This is a genomic window from Xanthomonas maliensis (assembly GCF_009192945.1).
GTDB lineage: Bacteria > Pseudomonadota > Gammaproteobacteria > Xanthomonadales > Xanthomonadaceae > Xanthomonas > Xanthomonas maliensis.
In genome coordinates, this window is the sequence record NZ_NSET01000015.1 from 16,712 (window position 1) to 38,336 (window position 21,625).

The 21,625-nt window shown below is 65.8% G+C and carries 22 protein-coding genes and 2 other RNA genes; 11 read left to right on the forward strand and 13 right to left on the reverse strand.

Annotated elements, in window-relative coordinates; all coding sequences use genetic code 11:
• Positions 1-66: 66 nt before the first annotated feature.
• The 5 genes from CKY51_RS04155 to azu all read left to right on the forward strand — a co-directional run bounded on the left by CKY51_RS04155 (position 67) and on the right by azu (position 4,443).
• Complete coding sequence (locus tag CKY51_RS04155) at positions 67-1,674, forward strand: NAD(P)/FAD-dependent oxidoreductase (RefSeq protein WP_170292288.1); 1,608 nt, start codon at positions 67-69, stop codon at positions 1,672-1,674.
• Entirely contained in the window at positions 1,671-2,096 is a 426-nt protein-coding gene (locus CKY51_RS04160) for a c-type cytochrome (protein ID WP_022972673.1), read from the forward strand. The genes CKY51_RS04155 and CKY51_RS04160 overlap by 4 nt, the downstream gene beginning before the upstream one ends.
• A gap of 25 nt (positions 2,097-2,121) precedes the next feature.
• Positions 2,122-2,625 (forward strand): RidA family protein, encoded by a 504-nt coding sequence (locus CKY51_RS04165; RefSeq protein WP_022972674.1) that lies wholly within the window; start codon positions 2,122-2,124, stop codon positions 2,623-2,625.
• A gap of 27 nt (positions 2,626-2,652) precedes the next feature.
• Entirely contained in the window at positions 2,653-3,840 is a 1,188-nt protein-coding gene (locus CKY51_RS04170) for a pyridoxal phosphate-dependent aminotransferase (protein WP_152248928.1), read from the forward strand.
• Positions 3,841-3,993: 153 nt separating this feature from the next.
• The gene (gene azu, locus CKY51_RS04175; RefSeq protein ID WP_022972677.1) at positions 3,994-4,443 is read left to right on the forward strand and encodes an azurin; all 450 of its coding nucleotides are present in this window, start codon (positions 3,994-3,996) and stop codon (positions 4,441-4,443) included.
• 60 nt (positions 4,444-4,503) lie between these two features.
• On the opposite strand, the gene CKY51_RS04180 is transcribed toward azu, so the two are convergent.
• On the reverse strand, positions 4,504-7,272 hold the full coding sequence (locus CKY51_RS04180; RefSeq protein WP_022972678.1) for a winged helix-turn-helix domain-containing protein: 2,769 nt from the start codon (positions 7,270-7,272) through the stop codon (positions 4,504-4,506).
• Positions 7,273-7,491: 219 nt separating this feature from the next.
• Positions 7,492-8,781, reverse strand: coding sequence for a glutamate-1-semialdehyde 2,1-aminomutase (hemL, locus tag CKY51_RS04185; RefSeq protein WP_022972679.1), 1,290 nt, complete (start codon positions 8,779-8,781; stop codon positions 7,492-7,494).
• Between the two features lie 287 nt (positions 8,782-9,068).
• On the opposite strand from hemL, the gene CKY51_RS22365 reads away from it, so the two are divergent.
• Complete coding sequence (locus CKY51_RS22365; protein ID WP_170292289.1) at positions 9,069-12,248, forward strand: TonB-dependent receptor domain-containing protein; 3,180 nt, start codon at positions 9,069-9,071, stop codon at positions 12,246-12,248.
• 52 nt (positions 12,249-12,300) lie between these two features.
• On the opposite strand, the gene thiE is transcribed toward CKY51_RS22365, so the two are convergent.
• A complete protein-coding gene (thiE, locus tag CKY51_RS04195; RefSeq protein ID WP_022972681.1) occupies positions 12,301-12,936 on the reverse strand; it encodes a thiamine phosphate synthase in 636 nt (211 codons plus the stop codon).
• On the opposite strand from thiE, the gene CKY51_RS04200 reads away from it, so the two are divergent.
• Both CKY51_RS04200 and CKY51_RS04205 read left to right on the forward strand, forming a co-directional pair.
• Positions 12,935-13,198, forward strand: coding sequence for a rubredoxin (locus CKY51_RS04200; RefSeq protein ID WP_081641398.1), 264 nt, complete (start codon positions 12,935-12,937; stop codon positions 13,196-13,198). The two genes, thiE and CKY51_RS04200, sit on opposite strands and share 2 nt — an antisense overlap.
• A gap of 222 nt (positions 13,199-13,420) precedes the next feature.
• Positions 13,421-13,855 carry a hypothetical protein gene (locus CKY51_RS04205; protein WP_244952511.1) on the forward strand — a complete coding sequence of 145 codons (435 nt, stop codon included), beginning with the start codon at positions 13,421-13,423 and terminating at the stop codon, positions 13,853-13,855.
• A gap of 28 nt (positions 13,856-13,883) precedes the next feature.
• Here CKY51_RS04205 and CKY51_RS04210 read toward each other — a convergent pair whose 3' ends face one another.
• The 3 genes from CKY51_RS04210 to CKY51_RS04220 all read right to left on the reverse strand — a co-directional run bounded on the left by CKY51_RS04210 (position 13,884) and on the right by CKY51_RS04220 (position 15,794).
• Complete coding sequence (locus CKY51_RS04210) at positions 13,884-14,729, reverse strand: SirB1 family protein (protein WP_152248929.1); 846 nt, start codon at positions 14,727-14,729, stop codon at positions 13,884-13,886.
• 75 nt (positions 14,730-14,804) lie between these two features.
• Positions 14,805-15,254 carry a DUF192 domain-containing protein gene (locus tag CKY51_RS04215; protein ID WP_022972903.1) on the reverse strand — a complete coding sequence of 150 codons (450 nt, stop codon included), beginning with the start codon at positions 15,252-15,254 and terminating at the stop codon, positions 14,805-14,807.
• Positions 15,255-15,308: 54 nt separating this feature from the next.
• The gene (locus tag CKY51_RS04220) at positions 15,309-15,794 is read right to left on the reverse strand and encodes a hypothetical protein (RefSeq protein ID WP_022972902.1); all 486 of its coding nucleotides are present in this window, start codon (positions 15,792-15,794) and stop codon (positions 15,309-15,311) included.
• Positions 15,795-15,933: 139 nt separating this feature from the next.
• On the opposite strand from CKY51_RS04220, the gene CKY51_RS04225 reads away from it, so the two are divergent.
• The gene (locus CKY51_RS04225) at positions 15,934-16,317 is read left to right on the forward strand and encodes a helix-turn-helix domain-containing protein (RefSeq protein ID WP_022972901.1); all 384 of its coding nucleotides are present in this window, start codon (positions 15,934-15,936) and stop codon (positions 16,315-16,317) included.
• A 212-nt stretch (positions 16,318-16,529) separates the two neighbouring features.
• On the opposite strand, the gene rpiA is transcribed toward CKY51_RS04225, so the two are convergent.
• The 6 genes from rpiA to CKY51_RS04255 all read right to left on the reverse strand — a co-directional run bounded on the left by rpiA (position 16,530) and on the right by CKY51_RS04255 (position 19,439).
• Positions 16,530-17,177, reverse strand: a complete 648-nt coding sequence (gene rpiA, locus CKY51_RS04230; protein WP_022972900.1) for a ribose-5-phosphate isomerase RpiA — start codon at positions 17,175-17,177, stop codon at positions 16,530-16,532.
• Positions 17,178-17,276: 99 nt separating this feature from the next.
• Complete coding sequence (locus tag CKY51_RS04235) at positions 17,277-17,747, reverse strand: EVE domain-containing protein (RefSeq protein ID WP_022972899.1); 471 nt, start codon at positions 17,745-17,747, stop codon at positions 17,277-17,279.
• Positions 17,744-18,334: a 5-formyltetrahydrofolate cyclo-ligase gene (locus CKY51_RS04240; protein WP_031340054.1), complete on the reverse strand. Its 591-nt coding sequence runs from the start codon at positions 18,332-18,334 to the stop codon at positions 17,744-17,746. Before CKY51_RS04240 ends, CKY51_RS04235 begins: the two co-directional genes overlap by 4 nt.
• A gap of 305 nt (positions 18,335-18,639) precedes the next feature.
• Positions 18,640-18,824, reverse strand: a non-coding RNA gene (gene ssrS / locus CKY51_RS04245) — 6S RNA.
• A 97-nt stretch (positions 18,825-18,921) separates the two neighbouring features.
• On the reverse strand, positions 18,922-19,221 hold the full coding sequence (locus CKY51_RS04250; protein ID WP_022972897.1) for a cell division protein ZapA: 300 nt from the start codon (positions 19,219-19,221) through the stop codon (positions 18,922-18,924).
• The gene (locus tag CKY51_RS04255) at positions 19,218-19,439 is read right to left on the reverse strand and encodes a TIGR02449 family protein (protein ID WP_031340052.1); all 222 of its coding nucleotides are present in this window, start codon (positions 19,437-19,439) and stop codon (positions 19,218-19,220) included. The genes CKY51_RS04250 and CKY51_RS04255 overlap by 4 nt, the downstream gene beginning before the upstream one ends.
• A gap of 225 nt (positions 19,440-19,664) precedes the next feature.
• Here CKY51_RS04255 and CKY51_RS04260 point away from each other — a divergent pair, with 225 nt between their 5' ends.
• Positions 19,665-20,207, forward strand: a complete 543-nt coding sequence (locus CKY51_RS04260; RefSeq protein ID WP_022972895.1) for a YecA/YgfB family protein — start codon at positions 19,665-19,667, stop codon at positions 20,205-20,207.
• Positions 20,207-21,532: an aminopeptidase P N-terminal domain-containing protein gene (locus CKY51_RS04265; protein WP_022972894.1), complete on the forward strand. Its 1,326-nt coding sequence runs from the start codon at positions 20,207-20,209 to the stop codon at positions 21,530-21,532. The genes CKY51_RS04260 and CKY51_RS04265 overlap by 1 nt, the downstream gene beginning before the upstream one ends.
• A gap of 4 nt (positions 21,533-21,536) precedes the next feature.
• On the opposite strand, the gene CKY51_RS04270 is transcribed toward CKY51_RS04265, so the two are convergent.
• A non-coding RNA gene (locus tag CKY51_RS04270) (sX9 sRNA) lies at positions 21,537-21,612 on the reverse strand.
• Positions 21,613-21,625: the final 13 nt, after the last annotated feature.

Below are 21,625 nucleotides of genomic sequence, written 5' to 3' on the forward strand. Positions count from 1 at the left end.
TGGCCGGCAATGGCCCGCTGCCGCCAGGCAATCGCTTTGAGTCATGACTGAAAGGACGATGCGTTGATGCAAGGCAATCACACCGGGGCGATGACACGGCGGCAACTGCTCGCCCGCATCGGCATCAGCGCCGGCGGCGCGCTGATGTACCAGGCCATGAGCAGTCTGGGCATGGCGGCCGAATCCAGTTTTACCGGCCCGCTGCAGCTGGATGGAGATCCCAAGGGCGCCTCGGTGCTGATCCTGGGCGCAGGTCTGGCTGGCATGACCGCCGCCTTCGAGCTGCGCAAGGCCGGCTATCGCGTGCAGATCCTGGAATACAACGCCCGCCCTGGCGGTCGTAACTGGACCCTGCGCGGGGGCGATCGCTACACCGAGCTTGGCGGTGCCAGCCAGCACTGCCAGTTCGACCAGGGCCACTACCTCAATCCAGGCCCCTGGCGCATCCCGCATCACCATCGCGCGGTGCTGAGCTACTGCAAGCAGTTCGGAGTGGCGCTGGAGGCGTTCAATCAGGTCAACTACAACGCCCTGTTGCACAGCCAGCATGGCTTCGGCGGCAAACCGCAGCGCTTTCGCGCCATCGATGCCGACTACAAGGGGCATGTGGCCGAGTTACTGGCAAAGTGCACGCAACAGCATGCACTGGACGCATTGGTCAGTGTCGAAGACCAGCAGATCCTGCTCGAATCGCTGCGCATCTGGGGGGCGCTCGATCGCCAGTTCGGCTACGTCAAGGGCAAGGAAAGCAGCGAGCGCCGGGGTTTTGCGCGCTATCCCGGCGGTGGGCTATCCGGCAAGCCCGAGTTCTCGCAGCCGTTCGGCGTGCAGGATGTGTTGCGCTCGCGGCTATGGACCACGCTGGCGGCCGGCAATAACTACGAAATGCAGACCACCATGTTCCAGCCGATCGGTGGCATGGACCAAATCGGCAAGGCGTTCGCGCGCCAGCTTGGCGGTACCATCACCTATAACGCCAAGGTCACCGGCATCGATCAGGATGGCGATGGCGTGCGGGTCGCCTGGCAGGACCTCAGCCGACCAGGCAGCGCGCAGGTGGCACGCGCCGACTGGTGCATCTGCACGATTCCGTTGTCGATCCTGAGCCGAATTCCGGTCACCGCAAGCGATGCGATGACCAGCGCGATCGGCCAAGTGCCTTATGCGGCCTCGGTCAAGGTGGGTCTGCAATTCAAACGCCGGTTCTGGGAAGAGGATGAGGCGATCTACGGCGGTATCAGCTATACCGACTTGCCGATCACGCTGATCAGTTATCCCAGTACCGGCTATCACAGCCCAGGCAAGGGCGTGTTGCTGGGTGGCTATATGTGGGGCATGGATGCCTACCAATTCACCTCGATGCCACCGGAGCAGCGTGTCCGCAAGGCGGTCGAGTACGGCAGCCAGCTGCATCCGCAGTATCCGCGCGAGTTCGAAAACGGCATCGCGGTCGGCTGGCATCGGGTGCCGTTTACCCATGGCTGTTTCGGCATGTGGAGCGAAGAGGCGCGCGCGGAGCATTACGCTCCGTTGTGCCAGATCGATGGCCGCCTGGCGCTGGCGGGTGAACACGTGTCCTACATCCCTGCTTGGCAGGAGGGCGCGATCCTGTCCGCCCACGATGTGGTGGGCCGGCTGCATCGCAAGGTGCTTGCGCAAGGAGGTCGTGCATGATTCCGCTCCCCCGTGTGTTGGCTGCACTTGTCGCGCTGTCCGTCGTCGGCCTGTTGCTGCCGCCGGCCCTGCCGGCGGCGCAGGCGCAAAGCTCCGATGCCACCCCGCTGTCTGCGCAGAAAGGCGTTGCCGCTGCGTCCGGGGAGCAGGTCTACCGCGCGATCTGCCAGGGCTGTCACATGCCTGCCGGAACCGGCGCACAGGGCGCCGGCGAATACCCATCGCTGGTCGACAATCCCAAGCTCGCCGCCGCGCCGTACGTCACCATGATGGTGCTCGACGGGCATGCCGGCATGCCCGGCTTCGCTGACCTGCTCAACGATCGTCAGGTCGCCGACGTGGTGATCTATGTGCGCACCCATTTCGGCAACGATCATGCCGAGGCCGTCACTGTCGACGACGTCAAGCTGCTACGCCACTGATCCCTCTCTCTTGCAAGGAGTCGCCATGTTCCGTTCTGCCGTCGTTGCTGCCACCGTTGCCGTGCTGTGTTGTGGAAGCGTCCCCATTGCCCATGCGGCCGAGGTGATCCGGCACAAGATTCCCAACAGCGATTTCCCGATTGCTGCCGCCGTCGAGGTGCCTGCCGGCAAGGCGACCGTCTACGTCAGCGGCAAGGTGCCGGCGGTGGTGGATGCCAGTGCGCCCAAGGATTCTCCCGCTGCCTATGGCGACACCAAGGCGCAGACGCTCAGCGTGCTGGCGCAGATCAAGCAACAACTCGAAGCCTTGGGCCTGGGCATGGGCGATGTGGTGAAGATGCAGGTATTTCTGGTGGGTGATCCGGCATTGGGGGGGAAGATGGATTTCAATGGCTTCATGGAAGGCTACCGGCAGTATTTCGGTACCAAGGCGCAGCCCAATCTGCCGGCACGTTCGGCGTTCCAGATCGCAGCATTAGGCAATCCGCTGTACCGGGTGGAGATCGAAGTCGTTGCCGTGCGTCCCTGAGCGGTCCCTTTTTTGCTGGAGGTGAGCATGAACGTCGTACTTTCACGTCGCAGGTTCCTGCGCGATTCCGCGTGGCTCGCCGGTGCGACCGGCGTCGGCGCGGCGCTGCCCAGCCTGGCGGTTGCCGCCGAACGCACGGCGGCGTTGCCACCGCCGTCGGTGATGATCGATTCCAACGAATTTCCCGATGGCCCGTGTCCGGCCGCGATCGCGGCGATCGCAAAGATCGTGCCGCAAGGGGGGCGCTATTTGGGCGAGTTGCAGCAGGAGCTGATGCGCGCTCTGGCGACCGAGCTCACGTTGCCGGTCGATCACTTGATGGCCTATGCCGGTTCCACCGAACCGCTGGACTACACGATGCTGGCGTTCACCTCGCCGACCGCGGCGCTGGTCACGGCCGATCCCACCTACGAGTCCGGCTGGCGTGCAGCCGGCCGTAACGGTGCCAAGCTGATCAAGGTGCCGTTACGGGCGGATTTCTCGCACGACGTGCAGGCGATGTGCCGTGCCGATGCGAATGCCGGCGTGATCTACATCTGCAATCCCAATAATCCCACCGGCTCGGTGACGGCGCGCAAGGACCTGGACTACGCACTTGCGCATAAGCCCAAGGGCAGCATTCTGGTGGTGGACGAAGCCTATATCCACTTTGCGCGGAGTACCCAGAGCGTGGTGGACATGGTGGCCGCCGGTGAGGATGTGGTGGTGCTGCGAACCTTCTCCAAGCTCTACGGCATGGCTGGCATTCGCCTGGGCTATGCGGCGGCGCGGCCCGACCTGCTGGCCAAGCTGAAGTTCTACAGTGTCAACAGCCTGCCGGTGACGGCGGTGGCCGCTGGCCTGGCCAGCCTGCGCGACGCCGCGCTGGTTCCGCAGCGGCGTACGCGCACCGCGGCCACGCGAACCGACGTGATCGCGTTCCTGCGCGCACACGGCTACGCCTGCACCGAGTCCGAAAGCAATTGCTTCATGGTCGACGTGAAGCGGCCGGCGAGCGACTTCAAGGAGGCAATGGCCAGCTTTGGCGTGTTTGTCGGGCGCAGCTGGCCGATCTGGCCGACCTGGTCGCGCATCACCGTCGGCACGCCCGAGGACATGCTCCGCTTCAAGCAGGCCTTCATGCAGGTGATGGCCGGCGAGCGCGGCCCACTGCCATCGCCTCGCTTCAGCGCCGAGCTGCCGACGCCGATCTCGGCATTCGTCCACGACGCCTAGCGGTGCAAGCTGCGCTTGAACCGCCACGCGCGCTGTTGGCACGATGTGCCTTGGCGCTACCCTCGCCGCACCGACGTCGGCACGACGGGCTGGCGCACGCCAGCCTGGCAAGGAGCACGCAGATCGTTCGATCCTTCTACTCAGGAGTACGTTTTGAAGCAGTTTTCGACAATCGCCGTGATCGGCTTGCTGGCGCTGGCGCCGACGGCATGGGCAAAGACCTGCGCGGTGGCCATCGCCGGCAACGATCAGATGAAGTTTGACCAGGGCGCGATCGCCATCGCGCCGGATTGCACCGAGGTGACCGTCACGCTCACCCATACCGGCAAGCTCGCCGCCACGGTGATGGGGCACAACTGGGTGCTGACCAAGACCGCCGATTTTCAACCGGTGGCCAACGCCGGGATGCGCTCGAGCATCGCCGACAGCTATCTGCCCAAGGGCGATCCGCGGGTGATCGCCGCCACCAAGGTCATCGGTGGTGGCCAGACCGCCACGGTGACGTTTTCCACCAGCAAGCTGAGCAAGGGCGACGCCTACACGTTCTTCTGCTCGTTTCCAGGGCACTGGGCGATGATGAAGGGCACGTTGCGCTTCGGTTGATGGCATACGCAACGCAGGGGCTGGCAGCAGCGGCCGTGCTGCGGCTGGGCTAAAGCGACGTCAGGGCACTGGCGGCGTGTCGGGCCCCATCTGCTCGGCCTGCAACAGCCCGCGCTGCGCTGCCTGTGCCAGTGCGCTTGCGCGGCTGCGGGCGTCGAGTTTGCGATACAGGTTCTTCAGGTGGAACTTGACGGTGTTTTCCGACAGGTGCAGACAGCGCGCAATCCGTTTGTTGGAATAGCCACGCGCCAGGTGATTCAGCACTTCCAGCTCGCGTTCGCTGAAAAGGGCGTGGGCCGGTGTGTCGTCGTCGCTGAGGCGGTCGAGCAAGGCCTGGATGGTGAGGGCACGGGTGGTGCCCCCCATGGTTTGCGCATCGTGCTGGCGCAGCGAACGCAGCATTGCCTTGGCGGGCAGTCCCAGTTCGGCGATTGCCTGCCAGCTTTGGGTCAGCGCCACATGCTCCAACGCGCTGTACAGATAGGGCAGGGCCGCGTCGAGTTCGCCGCGTTGTTGCAGTACCAGCGCGATGCGCGCACGCACGCGTGCCAGGTGGCACAGGTTGTCGTTGGCCAGGCAGGCGTGTTCCAACTGGTCCAGGATGCTCAAGGCCGCATTGCTGCGCCCTGCCAGCCGATGCCAGCGTGCCAGCGCAAAGCCCATCGCTGCACGGTCGCGCCAGCGGTGCGGGCAGCGTAAAGTGTGTGCCAGCGCGGCTTCACCGCCGGTACGTGCAATCAGCGCATCGATGGCAGACGCGCCTGGGTGTTCGAGCAACAGCATCAGCCGCCAGGCGGTCGTCAGTTCCGACAGTCGCGTCAGCTTGCGACCGTGGGCGATCTGCTCGACGTGTTCGAGCAGGGCGGCCGCGCTGCGACCGCTGCGGTCGCGCAGTCGCGCCAGCCCCAGCGCGGTTTCGTACCCTGCCGCCAGCACGTCCACCGCGCCGTCGTGCTGTTCCAGGATGTCCAGCGCTGGGTGCAATAGATCGGCGGCGTCGTCGTGGTGGCCGCGTTCGTGATGCAACTGTGCCAGCAGGCAGTGTGCGGTGGCCTGCAGCACGCGATCGGGCGGGGCTGCGTGCAGGCTGGCATTGAGTGCGTGTTGATAGCAGGCTGCGGCTTCGCTCAGCCGGCCGCGGTAGAACTGGCTGTGTCCGAGCACCAGCAGCGCATGTGCGCTTCCCAGTGCGCTACCACCGCGCGCCATCGCTGCGCGCGCGTCCTGCGCATAGCGCTCGCTCAGCGCAAAGGCCCCCTGGGCCAAGGCGGTGCTGGCGCAGATGCACAACAGCATGCCGCGGCTGAGATGATCGTCCGCATCCAGCGCGGCGGCTTGCCCGGCGATCTGCGCCAGCCCATGCGGATTGCTGCAGATCTCGTCCAGGCGATCGCGCAGCAAGGCCACCACCACGGTGTAGTCGCGTTGTAGCGGTTCGCGTAGCGCCGCGGGCAGGTCGCGGAAGCGCTCCAGCAACAGGCGCGCGTGGCTGTACTCGCCTAGCTTCAGATGCAAATGCGCCTGGGTGAGATTGAGCGCAGGCGTGTCGCGGATTGTCCGGTGGTCGAAATGGCGCAGCAGCGCGCGCACCGGATCAGTGCCATGGGTCAGCAACAGCTGCCAGGTGCCGGCGCGCGCCACGTAGCTGGCCGCGAGCTCGGGGCAGTGGCCGTGCGCGGCGTGGCGCACCGCCTCGGCCAGCAGCTGCTGCTCGCCGAACCAGCGTGCGGCACGTTGATGCAAGTGCGCGGTGCTGCCGGGATGTTCGCGTTCGAGCAGTTGCTGCAGGAAATCGGCGAACAGCGGGTGGTAGCGAAACCATTCGCGCTCGCCATCGAGTGGGATCAACAGGCCATGGAAGTGGTCCAGCCGGGCCAGCAAACGTCCACTGTCCTCGCGCTGGCGCACCGCATCGGCCAACCCGGCAGTGAGGCGCTCCAGCATGCTGGTGCGCAGTAGCAGGTCGCGGCTGTCTGCATCCAGGTCGTCGACGATTTGCTCGGTCAGGTACGCGGCGATCTGTGCATGACGTCCCGAGAAGCGCGCGGCCATGTCCTGCTGGCGTTGCGGACTGCCATCCAGCCACAGGCGCGCCAGCTGCAGCGCGACCGGCCACCCTTCGGTGTAGCGGCACAGTTCGTCCACCCGCGATGCAGCCACCTGCGGTCCCAGCAACGCCTGCACCTCCTCGACGTTCAAGGCCAGCTGCGCGCTGCCGATCCGGGTGAGCTGGTCGTGCAATTCCAGCCGTGCCAGTGGCAGGCTCGGCACGCGGCGGGTGGACAGCAGCAGATGCAAGCGCCCTCCTGCATGGGTGATCAACCGCAGCAGCAGCTCGTCGAGGGCCGCATGGCTGGCGCGATCGTAGTCGTCGATCAGCACGCTGATGCGCTGCGGTACCGCCTGCACGGCCCGCAACAGCGCGCCCAGCGCATCGCGCGGATCGCCATTGCGGTGTTGCAGCGCCGGTGCGCACACGATGGGGTCGGCACCGGCGCGTTGCAGCGCCAACGCCAGATAGCCGAGAAACCGCGTAGGTTCGCTGTCCTGCTCATCCAGCGACAGCCAGGCCGCGGTGCCTGGCGCGCGCGTCGACAGCTGCGCATGCCATTGCGCCAGCACCGTGCTCTTGCCGAAGCCGGGAGGCGCCAGCAGCAGGGTCAGTGGCCGTGCCTGCGCCCGGTCCAAGGCGTCCAGCAAACCAGTGCGCACCACATCGCCGACGCCCACTGGGGGCGGATCCAGCTTGCCGGCGAACAACCAATCGGGGAGGCCGGTATCGCGCGGCGGCGACGGGCGCGGAGTAAGCAACGCAACAGGCTTGGGCATGAGGCGAGGATGGGGGCGAGCGGACGTCGCCCGCGTCTCCACCGACACGCTGGGCGACACAATGAAGCCACCACGCGGACGGGCGCGTCACCGAAAGGGCGACAGCGTCCGTACCGGGTTGCTTCGTGGGTCCCCACCCATGCCCATCCATTGGCATCGATGACGAAGGTATGACAGCGACAACACAAAAGCAAAGGCCCGCTATGGCCTGGCGCGTATTCAGCGCGTGACTTCGACGAACGCCTCGTGCGCCGCGGCCAGGGTCGCCTCGATGATGGCGTCGTCGTGCGCGCTGGAGACGAAGCCGGCCTCGTAGGCCGACGGTGCCAGATAGACTCCACGCACCAGCATCGCGTGGAAGAAGCGGTTGAAGGTGGTGGTGTCGCAGGCGGTCGCCTGGGCGTAGCTCTCGACGATCTGGTCGGTGAAGAACAGCCCGAACATGCCGCCGACCTGGGTGGTCGTGACGGCCACGCCGGCGGCGTGCGCGGCATCTTCCAAACCTTCGCAGAGGCTGCGGGTGCTTTCGCTCAGGCGCGCATGGAAGCCCGGTGCCTGCACCAGCTCCAGCATGGCCAGGCCAGCGGCCATCGCCACCGGATTGCCCGACAGGGTGCCGGCCTGATAGATCGGGCCGGACGGGGCGATTTGCTCCATCAGATCGCGGCGACCGCCATAAGCGCCCACCGGCATGCCACCGCCGATGATCTTGCCGAAGGTGGTCAGATCCGGGGTGACGCCGTAGTGCGCCTGCGCGCCGCCCAATGCGACGCGGAAGCCGGTCATCACTTCGTCGAAGATCAGCAGCGCGCCGTGCCGCGAGCACAGCGTGCGCAGGTGTTGCAGGTAGCCGGCACGCGGCGGGATGCAGTTGGCGTTGCCGACCACCGGCTCGATGATCACCGCCGCGATGTCGGCACCGATCTCGTCGAACAGGGCGGTGGCGCCCTCGAAGTCGTTGTAGCTGAGCGTGGCGGTCAGCTCGCTCAGCCCGGCCGGCACCCCGGGCGAGGTCGGCACGCCCAGGGTCAGCATGCCGCTGCCGGCCTTGACCAGGAACGAATCGCCGTGGCCGTGGTAGCACCCTTCGAACTTGACGATGCGGTTGCGCCCGGTGGCCCCGCGCGCCAGGCGGATCGCCGACAGCGTGGCCTCGGTGCCGGAGTTGACCATGCGCACCATCTCGCAGGACGGTACCAGGCGGGTGATCGTCTCGGCCATGGTGACCTCGGCGGCGCAGGGCGCGCCGAACGACAGGCCGTCGCGGATCGCGCGCTCCACCGCCTCGCGGACCGCCGGGTGGTTGTGGCCGGCAATCATCGGGCCCCAGGAGCCGACGTAGTCGATATAGCGGTTGCCGTCGACGTCGAACAGGTAGGGCCCATCGGCCCGCGCCACGAAGAACGGCTCGCCGCCGACCGACTTGAACGCCCGCACCGGGGAGTTGACGCCGCCGGGCAGCAGGGTCTGCGCCTGGGCGAACAGGGCGTGGGAGCGGGTGTGGTTCATGAGCGGTCCTTGGGGGCGGGCAGGTGGGGTCGGGGCGGCGCGGCCGGCAGCGCCATTGTCAGGCTTCGGCCGCCATCCGCCTACCCGTCGCCAGGGGACCTACCCGTCGCAGGCGCTGGGTAGCCGCCGGCGACTGCGCAAGATCGATCCGCTGCCGGTCGGGGTGATCGGCATGAGCTCATGGCCTGCGGTTATTGGCGCGCTAGGGCCAGCCTTCACACAGTGTGAAAGGGTGCCGCCTTGGCGCCCTCCCCATGGATCCACCGTTTTCAGAGCGAGGAGAGAGCATGAATCGTCGTACGCACAGGCGCGCCTTGGCCATGGCGTTGCTGGTTGCAATGGGCGCCGCGCAGGCGCAATCCACCACCGGCAGCATCGTCGGCAGCGTCGGCGAAGGGGCTGGCAGCAGCGTGCTGGTGGAGAACAACAGCGGCTTCAGCCGTGAGGTGCCAGTGGATGCGCGCGGACGCTACAGCGCCGGCAATCTCCCGCTGGGGACCTACAAGGTCACCGTCAAGCGCGACGGGGCGGTGGTGGAGACACGCGAGAACGTCGCCATCACCGTTGGCGCCAACACCGACGTCTCGTTCGCCGCCAGCGCCGCGGGGAGCGGCGTGCAAACCCTGGACAGCGTCACCGTGAGCGCTGCCAGCCTGGCCACCATCGACGTCAGCAGCGTCGATACCCGCACCGTGGTGACCGCCGAGCAACTGGCGCAGTTGCCGCTGGGGCGCACCGCCGAGGCGATCGCGTTGCTGGCGCCGGGCGTGGTGGTCAACAGCGGTGGCTTCGACAACGGCCCGCTCGGCGGCTCGCTGCCCAGCTTCGGCGGCTCGGCCGCCAGCGAGAACGCCTATTACCTCAACGGGTTCAACACCACTTCCACAAGCAACAACCTCGGTGGATTGACCCTGCCCTACGGCGCGATCGATCAGCAGGAAATCTTCACCGGCGGCTATGGCGCTCAGTACGGCCGCTCAAATGGCGGTGTGATCAATCAGATCGGCAAGCGCGGCACCAACCAGTGGAAGTTCGGCGCGGCGGTGATCTGGGAACCGAACGGTTTGCGCGCCAACCAGCGCGACATCTACTGGCGGCCGGACAGCCAGGCCAGCACCATCAACAACGCCGCCTACCGCTATGCCCGCGCAGCCAATGGCCTGTACCAGCCGCAGAGCGCAGCCGAAGCCAATCAGACGACCTACAGTGCCTACGTCGGTGGCCCGATCATCCAGGACAAGCTGTTCTTCTTCCTGGCGGCCGAGCAGGTGGATTCGGATGGCGTGCGGGTGGCCTCCAATCGCGATTCGGACAATGGCCGCACCGGTGGGCTGACCGACTACACGTACCGGCAAAAGCGCTGGTACGCCAAGGTGGACTGGAACATCACCGACAACCATCTGATCGAACTGACCGGCGCCAGCGACGTGGCCGAGACCGACGGCGCCATCTACGGCTACGACTATCTCGCTCGCGAGCGTGGCAGCTATCTGACCAACGAGTCCCACTGGAAGACCGGGCCGACCCTGTTCTCCGGCAAATACACCGGCTATCTCAGCGATACCCTGACGGTGACCGCCCTGTACGGCAAGATGACCACGCCGGACGAACTGACCCCGTTCAATTACGCTGCCAGCAATGGGCCGGTGATCAACAGCGCGGCATTGCAGAATCCCGCTTACACCGGCGGCACGCCGCGCATCGGCAATCAGCTGGTCACCTCGGTCAGCTCGCCCGATCGCGAGTACAAGAAGGACAACCAGCGCCTGAACCTGGAGTGGCGCCTCGGCGACCACACCCTCAACGTCGGCATCGACAACCAGAAATCCGAAGGGGTCGACGTCGGCTCGGTGCTGTCCGGCCCGGGCTATGCGTGGACCTACGGCCAGACCAACGATCCCAACGGGCTGGCCACCGGTGGCTTGGTGAGCCAATCCGCCAACGAGGCCGGCGGTGTCGGCGCGCCGAGCCCCGGCCTGGTCGATCCGGTCTACGGCGGCAGTGGCTACTACGTGGTGCGCAATATCAACACCAGCCTGTACTCCTACGAGGCCAAGCAACGCGCCTACTACATCGAAGACAAGTGGCAGGTCACCGACAACCTGCTGCTCAGCCTGGGCCTGCGCAAGGATGAGTTCACCAATTACACCCCATTCGGCGATCCCTACATCCGGGTCGACAATGCCTGGGCGCCGCGCCTGGGCTTCAGCTGGGACGTCAACGGCGATTCCAGCCTGAAAGTGTTCGGCAACCTGGGGCGCTACTACCTCGGTCTGCCGTTGTCGGCGGTGAGCCTGTTCACGCCGGCCACCACCACCGACACCTACTACACCTACAGCGGCATCAATGCCGACGGCACCCCGATCCTGTCGCAACAACTGGGCTCGGCGGTCTCGGCCAACTCGCGCTTCGGCCGCATCGCCGATGTGCGCACGGCGGTGGTCAAGGACATCGAAGGCGAAAATCAGGACGAGCTGATCCTCGGCCTGACCAAGCAATTGGACAGCGGCTGGGTGTTCGGCGTGCGCGGTACCCATCGCCGGCTCAATGCCGGCATCGACGACCAGAACTACGACGTCTCCAATACCGCGTTGATCGACGCCGCCGCCGCGCAGGGCGTGACCATCGACTTCTCCAAGGTCGCCGGTGCAGCGCTGATCAACCCCGGGCAGACCAACACCTGGGGCGTCATCGGCACCGACGGCCAGTTCCATGAGGTCGCGGTGAGCCGCCAGGCCGCCGGGTTCCCGAAGTTCAAGCGCAATTATTCGGCGCTGGAATTCAACCTGGAGCGCCCGTTCGACGGCCAGTGGTACGCCAAGGTCAACTACGTGTGGTCGCACAGCTACGGGACCACCGAAGGTCAGGTGCGCTCGGATCTGTGGCGCACCGGCGGTGCGCTGGGGAGCTACCAGGGCCAGGCCTCGGTCTCGACCACGCAGAGCTGGGACCATGCGGCGCTGATGGAGCACTTCAATGGCGATCAGTCCAACGACCATCGTCACCAGCTCAAGCTGTTCGGCTATTACCAGTTCACTCCGCAATGGGGCGCCTCGGCCAACTTCAGCCTGATCTCCGGCGCGCCGCACAACTGCCTGGGCAATTACTACGGCGACACCTACCCGGGCCGCGATCCGGCCGGCTATGGCGGCAGCGCCATCACCGGTGGGCCCTATCACTACTGCTACAACCCGCAAACCGGGCAGGGCGATCCCTCGCCGCCGGGCTCGCAGGGGCGGCTGGGCTGGATCGCCCAACTCGACCTCGGCGTGACCTACAAGCCGGCATTCGCCGACGGCAAGCTGGCGCTGCGGCTGGACGTGTTCAATGTCACCAACGAGCAGACGGCCACCAACATCTACCCGTTCTCGCAGCTGCCCGACAACACGGTCAATCCCCTATGGAACCAGGCCGTTGCCTACCAGGCGCCGCGCTCGGGCCGGGTGACGTTGAGCTACGATTTCTAGCGCTGGCAGCGGCGGCGGCACCGCGCTGGCGCCGCTGACGCAGCAGCGCGCATCACGCGCCGGGCAAGGCGGTAAGGCCCGCGTGATAAGCCTGCAATGCGGCCAGCGGATCGGCAGCGGCATAGATGCCGCTGACCACGGCAATCAGCTCGGCACCGGCGGCGACCAGCGCCGGGACGTGCGCCGGGCCGATGCCGCCGATCGCCACCCGCGGCAGCCCCAGCGTGGCTGCCTGTTGCAGCAGCGCAGGCGTTGCCCGGCGCGTGGTGGCCTTGGTGGTGGTCGGGAAGAAGGCGCCAAAGGCCACGTAGCTGGCGCCGGCGGCGGCCGCGGCATGCGCGCGTGGCAGCGCGTCGTAGCAGGACACGCCGATGATCGCCTGTGGCCCCAGCAGTGCGCGCGCGGCGGCCACCTCGCCATCGTCCTCGCCCAGGTGAACGCCCTGGGCGTCGACCTCCGCCGCCAATTGCGCATCGTCGTTGATGATCAGCGGTACGCCATGCGTCGCGCAGGCCTGTCGCAACAGGCGCGCCTGTGTCAGGCGGGTGGCGGGATCGGCCTGTTTGTTGCGGTACTGCAGGCACGCCACGTGCGACAGCAGCGGTCGCGTGCGCGCCAGCAAGCCGTCGGTGTCCAGCGTGTCGGGGGTGATCAGGTAGACGCCGCGGGCGTCGCGCAGGTCGGGCATGGCAGCGCTTCCGGAAGCGGGGGCGGGATGGGACAATGCCGTCCCACCGTTGCGTGACCGCGATTATCCGATGAGCGAGACCTCCACGACCACCTACCGCACCTGGATGTGCGTCGTCTGCGGCTTCCTCTACAACGAGGCCGACGGACTGCCGGAGGAAGGCATCGCGCCGGGCACGCGCTGGGAAGATGTTCCCGACAGCTGGACCTGCCCGGATTGTGGCGTCACCAAAGACGATTTCGAGATGGTGGAGATCGACTGAGGAAGTAATAAGAGATGGGTTATATATAATATATTTAAAGTGATGGGTTTGATCGTTCGTTGAGTTTTTTGCGTGTAGGAGTTGAAGCTGGAACTTCTGAAGCGTACTCTCCGGTGGCGGTCGCCGATCGCTCCAGGATTGGCATCTGCTTGGAATAAGACGTAGCCCTGGAAAATTATTCAATAATAAAAGGAATTTATGTTGAGGCTACCGTCGCGCTTAATGCTGTTGCTTTTGTGTTCTGCAATTCCATTCGAGGTGTTTTGTTTCACTTCCAGCCAGCAGGATCTGATTCAAGGGATGGGCGAGCGTTTGCCCGCAGGCAAGGCGAATCTGAGTTTGTCGCCAAAATTTAAGGTGTATGTTTTCGAAAAAGCCGGACTTAAGTTCGTCCAGATCAATGCTCTCAATAATGACGTATTGGCGGTGTTATCCCTTGTGCCGGGCGCGGCATCTCAGCTGCCCATAGTGCCTAATTCGCAAAGCGCGATGATGCAGTCAAATGGGATGATGACGGCTCAGGCGAACTGCCCTTGTAGTGCGCAGGTCGTCTACAGTGATGCCAATTACAATATTGTGGTTATATACGGCGCAAATGGCGAATACATAACCTCTTATCAGGTGCCCAGATCTCCCCAGGGTAAGCCTCCCAACTAGGTAACTTCTCGGTTCCCTGTTGGCACAGTCAGTGCGCCCGAGCGCGCTGGCTGTTCAACTCGACCAGGTGTTCGTGCAGGCTGCCTGCATCCTGCGCGCCAGGATTGAGTAGCAAATAACGGGTCAGATCGTGGCGGGCGCCACTGCGGTGTCCCAGGTGCAGATAGGCCATGCCGCGATCGCGCAAGGCCTCGGGTTGATCCGGCACCAGCTTGAGAATGCGGTCGGCGCTGCGGGCGGCGCGGTCCCAGTGCTCGGCATCGGCGTACACGCCGTGCAGGTTGCGCAGCACCCGGATCAGGATGGCGCGATGCGGTGCCGGGTCGAGAATCTGCGCCAGCGCGCGATCGTCGGGAATCTCTCCGCCCAGATGCGGTCGTGCACGCTCGCGCAGTTCGTCCACGCCGAGCGGACGGCCGCCGTTGAAGGGATCCATCACCAGCACGCCGTCGTCCACCGGCAGCCGCACCAGGAAATGGCCAGGGAAGGACACCCCGGACAGTGGGATGCCGAGCCGGCGCGCCACCTCGATCTGCACCATCGCCAGCGAGATCGGATTGCCCAGGCGACGCTCGAATACTTCGTTGAGATAGCTGTTGCGCGGGTCGTAGTACTCGTCATGGTTGCCCGAGTAACCCAATTCGTCGAACAGATAGCGATTGACGGCAGCCATTTTCAGCGGCCACAGGTCGATGGTGTCGACCTCGCGACGCAAGTGCTCGACGTGGCTCTGCACCAGCGTGTCGTACAGCTCGGCATCCAGCTGCGGATACTCGTCGCGCGCGATCAGCAGCGCGGTGGACATCAACGGCACCGCCTCGTCGTCGAGATTGGCGAGCGCCGTCCAATTGGGCAGGGGAAGCATATCGACCATGGAACAAGAGTGTCGGCAACTGGCGCGTGGTTCAAGTCCGGCACTTCCTGACAGGAGATGCCGCAAACAGCGTCATCACTTCGCTTTCGGGATGTCCGGACTGAGGGCGAGGACGGTGCCGTCGCGCAGATTCAGCTTGGCGGCCTGTCCGGCGTTGAGCTCCAGCACATAGCGCGCAGGCCGCTTGCTCGGATAGGGCGGGCAGGCGTCGCCAGCCGAGCAGGGCGGCACATCGCGCTGCTGCGACACCAGGCGCAGCTGGTTGTCGAAGTACAGGATGTCGAGCGCGATCTTGGTGTTCTTCATCCAGTACGCCAGCGGCTCCTCGCGGTCGTGGATGAACAGCATGCCGTGGTCGTCTGCCAGCGCGTCGCGGAACATCAGTCCCTGTGCGCGCTCGGCGTCGTTGCGTGCCAGCTCCACCGCATAGCGCGTGCCGTTCAACTCGATCCAGGGCCGGCCGTGACTGGCGCAGCCGCCAAGCAGGATCGACAGGGCAAGCACGACAAGACAAAGACGATACATGGGCAGGACAAGCGGCAAGAGACGCTGCACCTTCGGACAAGCGGTGCAGAGACGTCAAGCCAGCAGACGCAGCAACTGGCTGAATCCGCTGCGCGTCTCGGCAGTGAGCCAGTCCTGCAGCCTGCCAGGCGGCTGCACGAACAACTGACAGCCCAGCGCTAGCGAGACCGCCTGCAATCCCTGTGGATCGTCGCTGTGCCGGCCCAGCAGGAAAAACGCGCTGTACAGATCGAAGCGGCTGGCTGCGGACATGTCCAGCCAGCCGCCACCGAGCAACGGTTCGATCGGCTGGCCGTCGGCCTGCCGTGGCAATGCCCATCCGGGCGGCAACGGCCACGTCACTGGGCCGGCTGCGCCATCGCGCGTGCCATGCAATTGCCAGTACGCACTGCTGGCCAACCAGCAGCGGAACAGGCACAGCTCGGCGATGGCGATCGGACGATCCGGGTGCTGCGCCAGCACGGGCGCGTACCGCTGCCGATAGTCGCAGTGCAGGAATGCCAGCGGTGGTGGGCGGTAGATCGGGGTGCGAGCGTCCATGGCAGATCCGTATGCCGTTGGCCGGGCCGGTGGTCTTGTCGCCCAGGCGACAAGCATGGGTTGATTGAACGCGATAAGTTAATCACACTGTGCGTCAATAGTGAAACATGGTTGAACGTGCTCCGTAACGTTCCGGGGCATGAGCGAGGAGCGGCAGCAGTTTTCCCGACGATTGAGCGAGGCGATGCGGGCGGCCGGCTACGAGCCGCGTCCGGCGGTGTTGTTCCGGCTGTTCAATGCGCGTTACCGCGGGGCGTCGGTGACCTTCCAGACAGTCTCGCGCTGGCTGCGCGGGTTGGCCATTCCCGAGCAGGATCGCCTGCAGGTCCTGGCCAGTCTGTTCGGCGTGGAGCCGCAGCAATTGCGCTATGGCGGCGGCAGTCGGCGCGTCGCCGAGCCGGGGTCGGCCTGGCCGGCCGGCGTTGGCGTCCGCGAGCGCCAGATCATCGAAGCCTTTCTCACGCTGTCGCCCAAGCAGCGTGAGCTGGTGGGGGAACTGGTGCAGGCGCTGGTCAAGCGCTGAGCGTTCCTGCGCGCGCGGCGTGCGGGCTGCGGCGGTGATGCAAGCGTCGCTGATGTGGCGATGGCGGCAACGTTTGCTTGCTGCTGGTGCGCAGTCCGCAAGCCGACCTGGACGTGCTCAAAGCCAGAGCTGATGGCAGGCGCGCGGATGGCCTGCAGGTCCAACTGCCGGTGCGTCACAGCCGCGACGCACCGTCGATGCAGCTGTGCGATCTACAGCACGCGCGGCGGTTCGCCGCCGACGATCACCACGTCGGCCGGGCGGCGGGCGAACAGGCCAACGCAGACCACGCCGGGGATCTGGTTGAGGCTGCGCTCCAGTGCCACCGGGTCGGTGATTTGCAGATGGTGTACGTCCAGCACCATGTTGCCGTTGTCGGTCACCACGCCATCGCGCCAGACCGGCTGGCCGCCGGTCTGCGCAAGGATCTGCCGCGCGACCAGGCTGCGCGCCATCGGAATCACCTCGATCGGCAACGGGAACGTGCCCAGCACCGGCACCTGCTTGCTCGGATCGATGATGCAGATGAAGCGTTCGCTGGCCTCGGCGATGATCTTCTCGCGGGTCAGCGCTGCGCCGCCGCCCTTGATCAGGCAGCGGTTGGGGTCGCACTCGTCGGCGCCGTCCACATACAGCGACAGGTTGCCGGTGTGGTTGAGGTCGAGCACCTCGATGCCGTGCTGACGCAGGCGCGCGGTGCTCTGTTCGGAGCTGGAGACCGCGCCCTTGATGCGATGGCCGATGCGGCCCAGCGCATCGATGAAGTAGGCGACCGTGGAGCCGGTGCCGACTCCGACGATCATGCCGTCTTCCACGTAGTCGATCGCCTTCTCGGCGGCAAGGCGTTTTGCGTCGGACATAGTTGAGCTCGGGATTCGGGGTTGGAGTTCGGGATTCGGGAGAGGTCAGCGTGAGTCAGGCGATGGCGCGGGCAGCGATGCGTCCCGCACCGCGCACGGTTACTCCAGGCCCAGCAGCAGCTTCCACTGCGCGGCGGTCACCGGCAGGATCGACAGCCGGTTGCCGCGCGCGATCAGCGCAAACCCTTCGCCCAGCGCCTCGGCGTGCTGCTTGATCTCGTCCAGCGCGATGGTGCGCGCCAGCTTGCGCTCGAACGCCACGTCCACCAGCACCCAGCGCGGGTCTTCGCGGCTGGACCTGGGATCGTGGTAATCGGATGTCGGATCGAACTGGGTGTCGTCCGGGTAGGCGGCGCTGGCGACCTTGGCGAGACCGACGATGCCGGGCACCTTGCAATTGGAATGGTAGAACAGCACGCCGTCGCCTACCTGCATGCCGTCGCGCATGAAGTTGCGTGCCTGGTAGTTGCGCACCCCGTTCCACGGTTCGGTACCAACCCGGGCCAGGTCATCGATGGAGAAGGTGTCCGGCTCGGACTTCATCAACCAGTAGCGCTTGCGGGCAGTCATGCGGAAACGGGGTCGCTATTGAGAAAGGTGGCGTCTTCGGTGCAGATCGCATCCACCGCTACGTCCCAATGGTCGCAGGGCACGCGGGGCAGCTGCTGCATGGCAAAGCCGACGCCGACCAGCCAGGGCGGCGGCGCCTGGCGATGCCGAAACGCGAAGCTGCGATCATACCAGCCGCCCCCCATGCCCAGCCGCCGGCAGTCGTCATCGAACCCGGTCAGTGGCGTCACCACCAACGTCAGCGCTTCGGCCGCCAGCGTCTCGGACAGCGCGACATCCGGTTCGGGAATGCCGTAGCGATTGCTCACCAGCGGTTGGCCAGGTCGCCACGGCGCGAAGCGCAGCACACGATCGGCCAGGACCGGCAGGCAGTACTGCACGGCGCTCGGCAGGGTCAGCTGCCAGCGGTGCAGGGCGATCTCGCCATCCATCGCCCAATAGCCTGCCACTGCGCCCTGCTGCGGCGCGAATGGCAAGGCCAGCAGCCGCTCTGCCAGCGCGTCTGCCGCCGCCAATCGCTGTGGTGCCGGCAGCGCGCGGCGTTGTGCGCGCAATTGTCGGCGCAGGGAATCGCGATCGTCGGGCATCGGCAGCATCCAGGATGGAAGCGGCATTGTCGGTGCAGCGCCAGCGCCTGACTAGCGGGATGTCGTGGTTGTGCGGGGCTGCAGGCCGTCGCCATCGGATGGGTAGCAGCAAGACCGGTGAGGTTGAAGGCCTCTCGCCGGAGGGCGCATCCAACGCTGACGTTGCAAGTTGGCGGTGTCGAGCGCAGCGGGCACGCGCCGTCATGCTGTGCTGTGCGAGGCCAGTGCCGATCGGCTAGCGCAGCTGCGACGCCGCCAGCGCAAGCACAAAAAGAAACGGCGCCCTGAGGGCGCCGTTTCAGCGTGCATTCTCCGCGGTGACGATGCGTGCGAAACGACCTTGAACCCGAGGTTCAAGTGGGGACGTTGTGAGGCCATCGGGCTTCCCGCTACAAGGCGGACTTGCACACCCGGCTTCGTCGCGCCCCCGTGGTCGTCATTAAGGGACAAGGCGAATGTTTGCACACGCTGTCGTTTACAGCAGAGAACGCGGAGGAAGTATAGCTCTCTGACGCCACATGACCAGCCCATTCGTCGGCTGCATGCGGCAAGAGATTCATGTTTGCGATGGCAGTGCGTATTGCACTTCAACGCGGTGTATCGGAAACGCTGTCCAGGCGGCGATTGAGCGTGTCCAGCGTGCTGTTGAGCTCGCGATCGTAGTGCGCTTGCTGCTCGCGCAACTGCTGCAGTTCGTGCGCCAGATTGAGCGCCGCCAGCACGGCGACCCGGTCGACCGCCGCCATCCGATTGCTGCCACGGATTTCGCGCATGCGCAGATCCAGCAGGCGCGCAGCTGCAGTGAGACTTTCGCGTTCGTCGGCAGTGACGCCGATGGTGTACTCGCGGTCGAGGATGCGGACGCTGACCGGCTCGTTGCTGCTCACGTGTGCTGCTCCAGTGACTTCAATCGCGCGATCATTGCTTCCACCCGCGAGCGCGCCTGTTCGTTCTTGCTCAGCAGCTGCGAACGCTCGCTGATCAACTGTTCCTGCTGATGGCGCAGGCTGCGGTTTTCCTCGCTCAGGCGCTGGCTGCGCTCGACCAGCGCATCCACGCGGGCGGCGAGTGCGCGGAGTTGAGCGAGGGCGGCGGCATTGTCCATGCGCGCACGATAGGGGCCGGCCCGCGCAGCGGTCAAGCAGGCTTGCGCGCCGGTCGACGGCGCTGTTCGCCCGGTCTGCCGCGGCTCCGCTGCGGCACCCTGGTGCGGCCCGTGGAACCCGTCATGGAACGGCGCCGGGCAGGCAAGGCACGGTCGGCTTGCTAAACTTGCCGGTCATCGCCGGTCCAGCGACTGGCGCTCTACGCTCTCAGCCTGGATACCCTGATGGATTTGCCTGACGTAGGCACGGTGCAACACGAAAGTCGCCAGCTGGCGCTGGCCTCCTCCGCGGCGGAACTGCATGGCGGCCTGTGTGGCTGGCTGGCCGGCGGCGGTGCCGACAGCGACGATTGGCTGGCACGGATCCTCGCCGATGGGGCGCAAGTCGCGCCGCCCCCGGGTGGGGCATTGGACCGGATGCGCCAGGCGACGGTGGCGCAGCTGGAGGATCGTGACTTCGCCTTCGAACTGCTGCTGGCCGAGGATGGCGCCGCGGTGGCGGCGCGTGCCGATGCGCTGTTCGACTGGTGCCGTGCCTTCCTCGGCGGCTTCGGGCTGGCTGCGCAACAACGCCCGGCGCTGTCGGAGGAAGGCGAAGAGGCCTTGCAGGATCTGGCGCGGCTGGCGCAGGCCTCCAGCGAGGATTTCGACAGTGCCGAAGAGGACGATACCGCGCTGGCCGAGATCGAAGAATTCGTGCGGGTCGCGGTGTTGCTGCTGCATGGCGACTGCGTGATGGGGCCGCGCTACCGGCAGCGTCTGAACTGATGAAGAAGCTGACCGGGATCGGCGCGGCGGAATACGCCCGGCGGCGCAAGCAGCTGATGGAGATGGCGGGGGAGCAGGCCATCCTGATCCTGCCGGCGGCACCCGAGCGGGTGCGCAGCCATGACACCCATTACCCGTATCGGCAGGATTCGGACTTCTGGTACCTGAGCGGTTTCCCCGAACCGGAAGCGGTGCTGGTGTTGGTGCCTGGCCGCCGCCATGGCGAGGCGATCCTGTTCTGCCGCGAGCGCGATGTCGAGCGCGAGGCCTGGGACGGGCCGCGCGAAGGGCAGGAAGGCGCGGTCGCGCACTACGGCATGGACGATGCGTACCCGATCGACGATGTCGACGACATCCTGCCCGGGCTGTTGGAAGGACGCAGCCGCGTCTACTACCACTTCGGGCGCGACGTGGACTTCGACCTGAAGCTGATCGGCTGGGTCAAGCGCGTACGCGAGCAGGTCCGCCATGGCGCCCAGCCGCCGCATGAATTCCTCGAGCTGGGGCATCTGCTGCACGAGCAGCGGTTGTTCAAGTCGCGCGACGAAATCGCCTTGATGCAGCAGGCCGCCGATATCAGCGTGCGCGCGCACCGTGCCGCCTATCGGTTGGCGCGGCCGGGCGTGCACGAGTACGAACTGCAGGCGGCGGTGGAACAGGTCTTCCGCGCGTCCGATGCGTGGCCGGCATATTCGAGCATCGTCGGTGCCGGCAGCAACGCCTGCGTGCTGCACTATCGCGCCAACAATGCCCGCAGCCGCGATGGCGAGCTGGTACTGATCGATGCCGGGGCCGAATACCGCGGTTACGCCGCCGACATCACCCGGACGTTCCCGATCAATGGTCGCTTCACTGCCGCCCAGCGCGCGCTGCACGCGTTGGTGGGTGCTGCGCAGGAGGCTGCGCTGGCGCAGGCGCGGCCAGGCACGCCCTACGAGGCGGGGCACCTGGCGGCGGTGGAGACGCTGACCGAAGGTCTGTTGCGACTGGGTTTGCTCAAGGGCACGCTGGAACGCAATATCGCCGACGGGCATTACAAGCGCTTTTATCGCCACAAGACCGGTCACTGGCTGGGCTTGGACGTCCACGACGTCGGCGACTACCGCCTGGCCGGCGAGTCGCGCCTGCTGGAGCCGGGCATGGTGTTCACCATCGAACCGGGGTTGTACGTGTCGACCGACGACACCAGCGTGGATCCGAAATGGCGCGGCATCGGCATCCGCACCGAAGACAATGTGCTGATCACCGCCGACGGCCATCGCGTCCTGACCGATGCGCTGGCACGCAGTGCCGAGGCGATCGAGGCGGAGATGGCGCAGCACTAAGAGCGGCTAACAAAACGTAGCGAGCAGTCGTCAGGTGGGCGCGGACGGCGCGCAGGAACCGCAGTGTACGAGTGGTCCATGAGGATTCCGAGC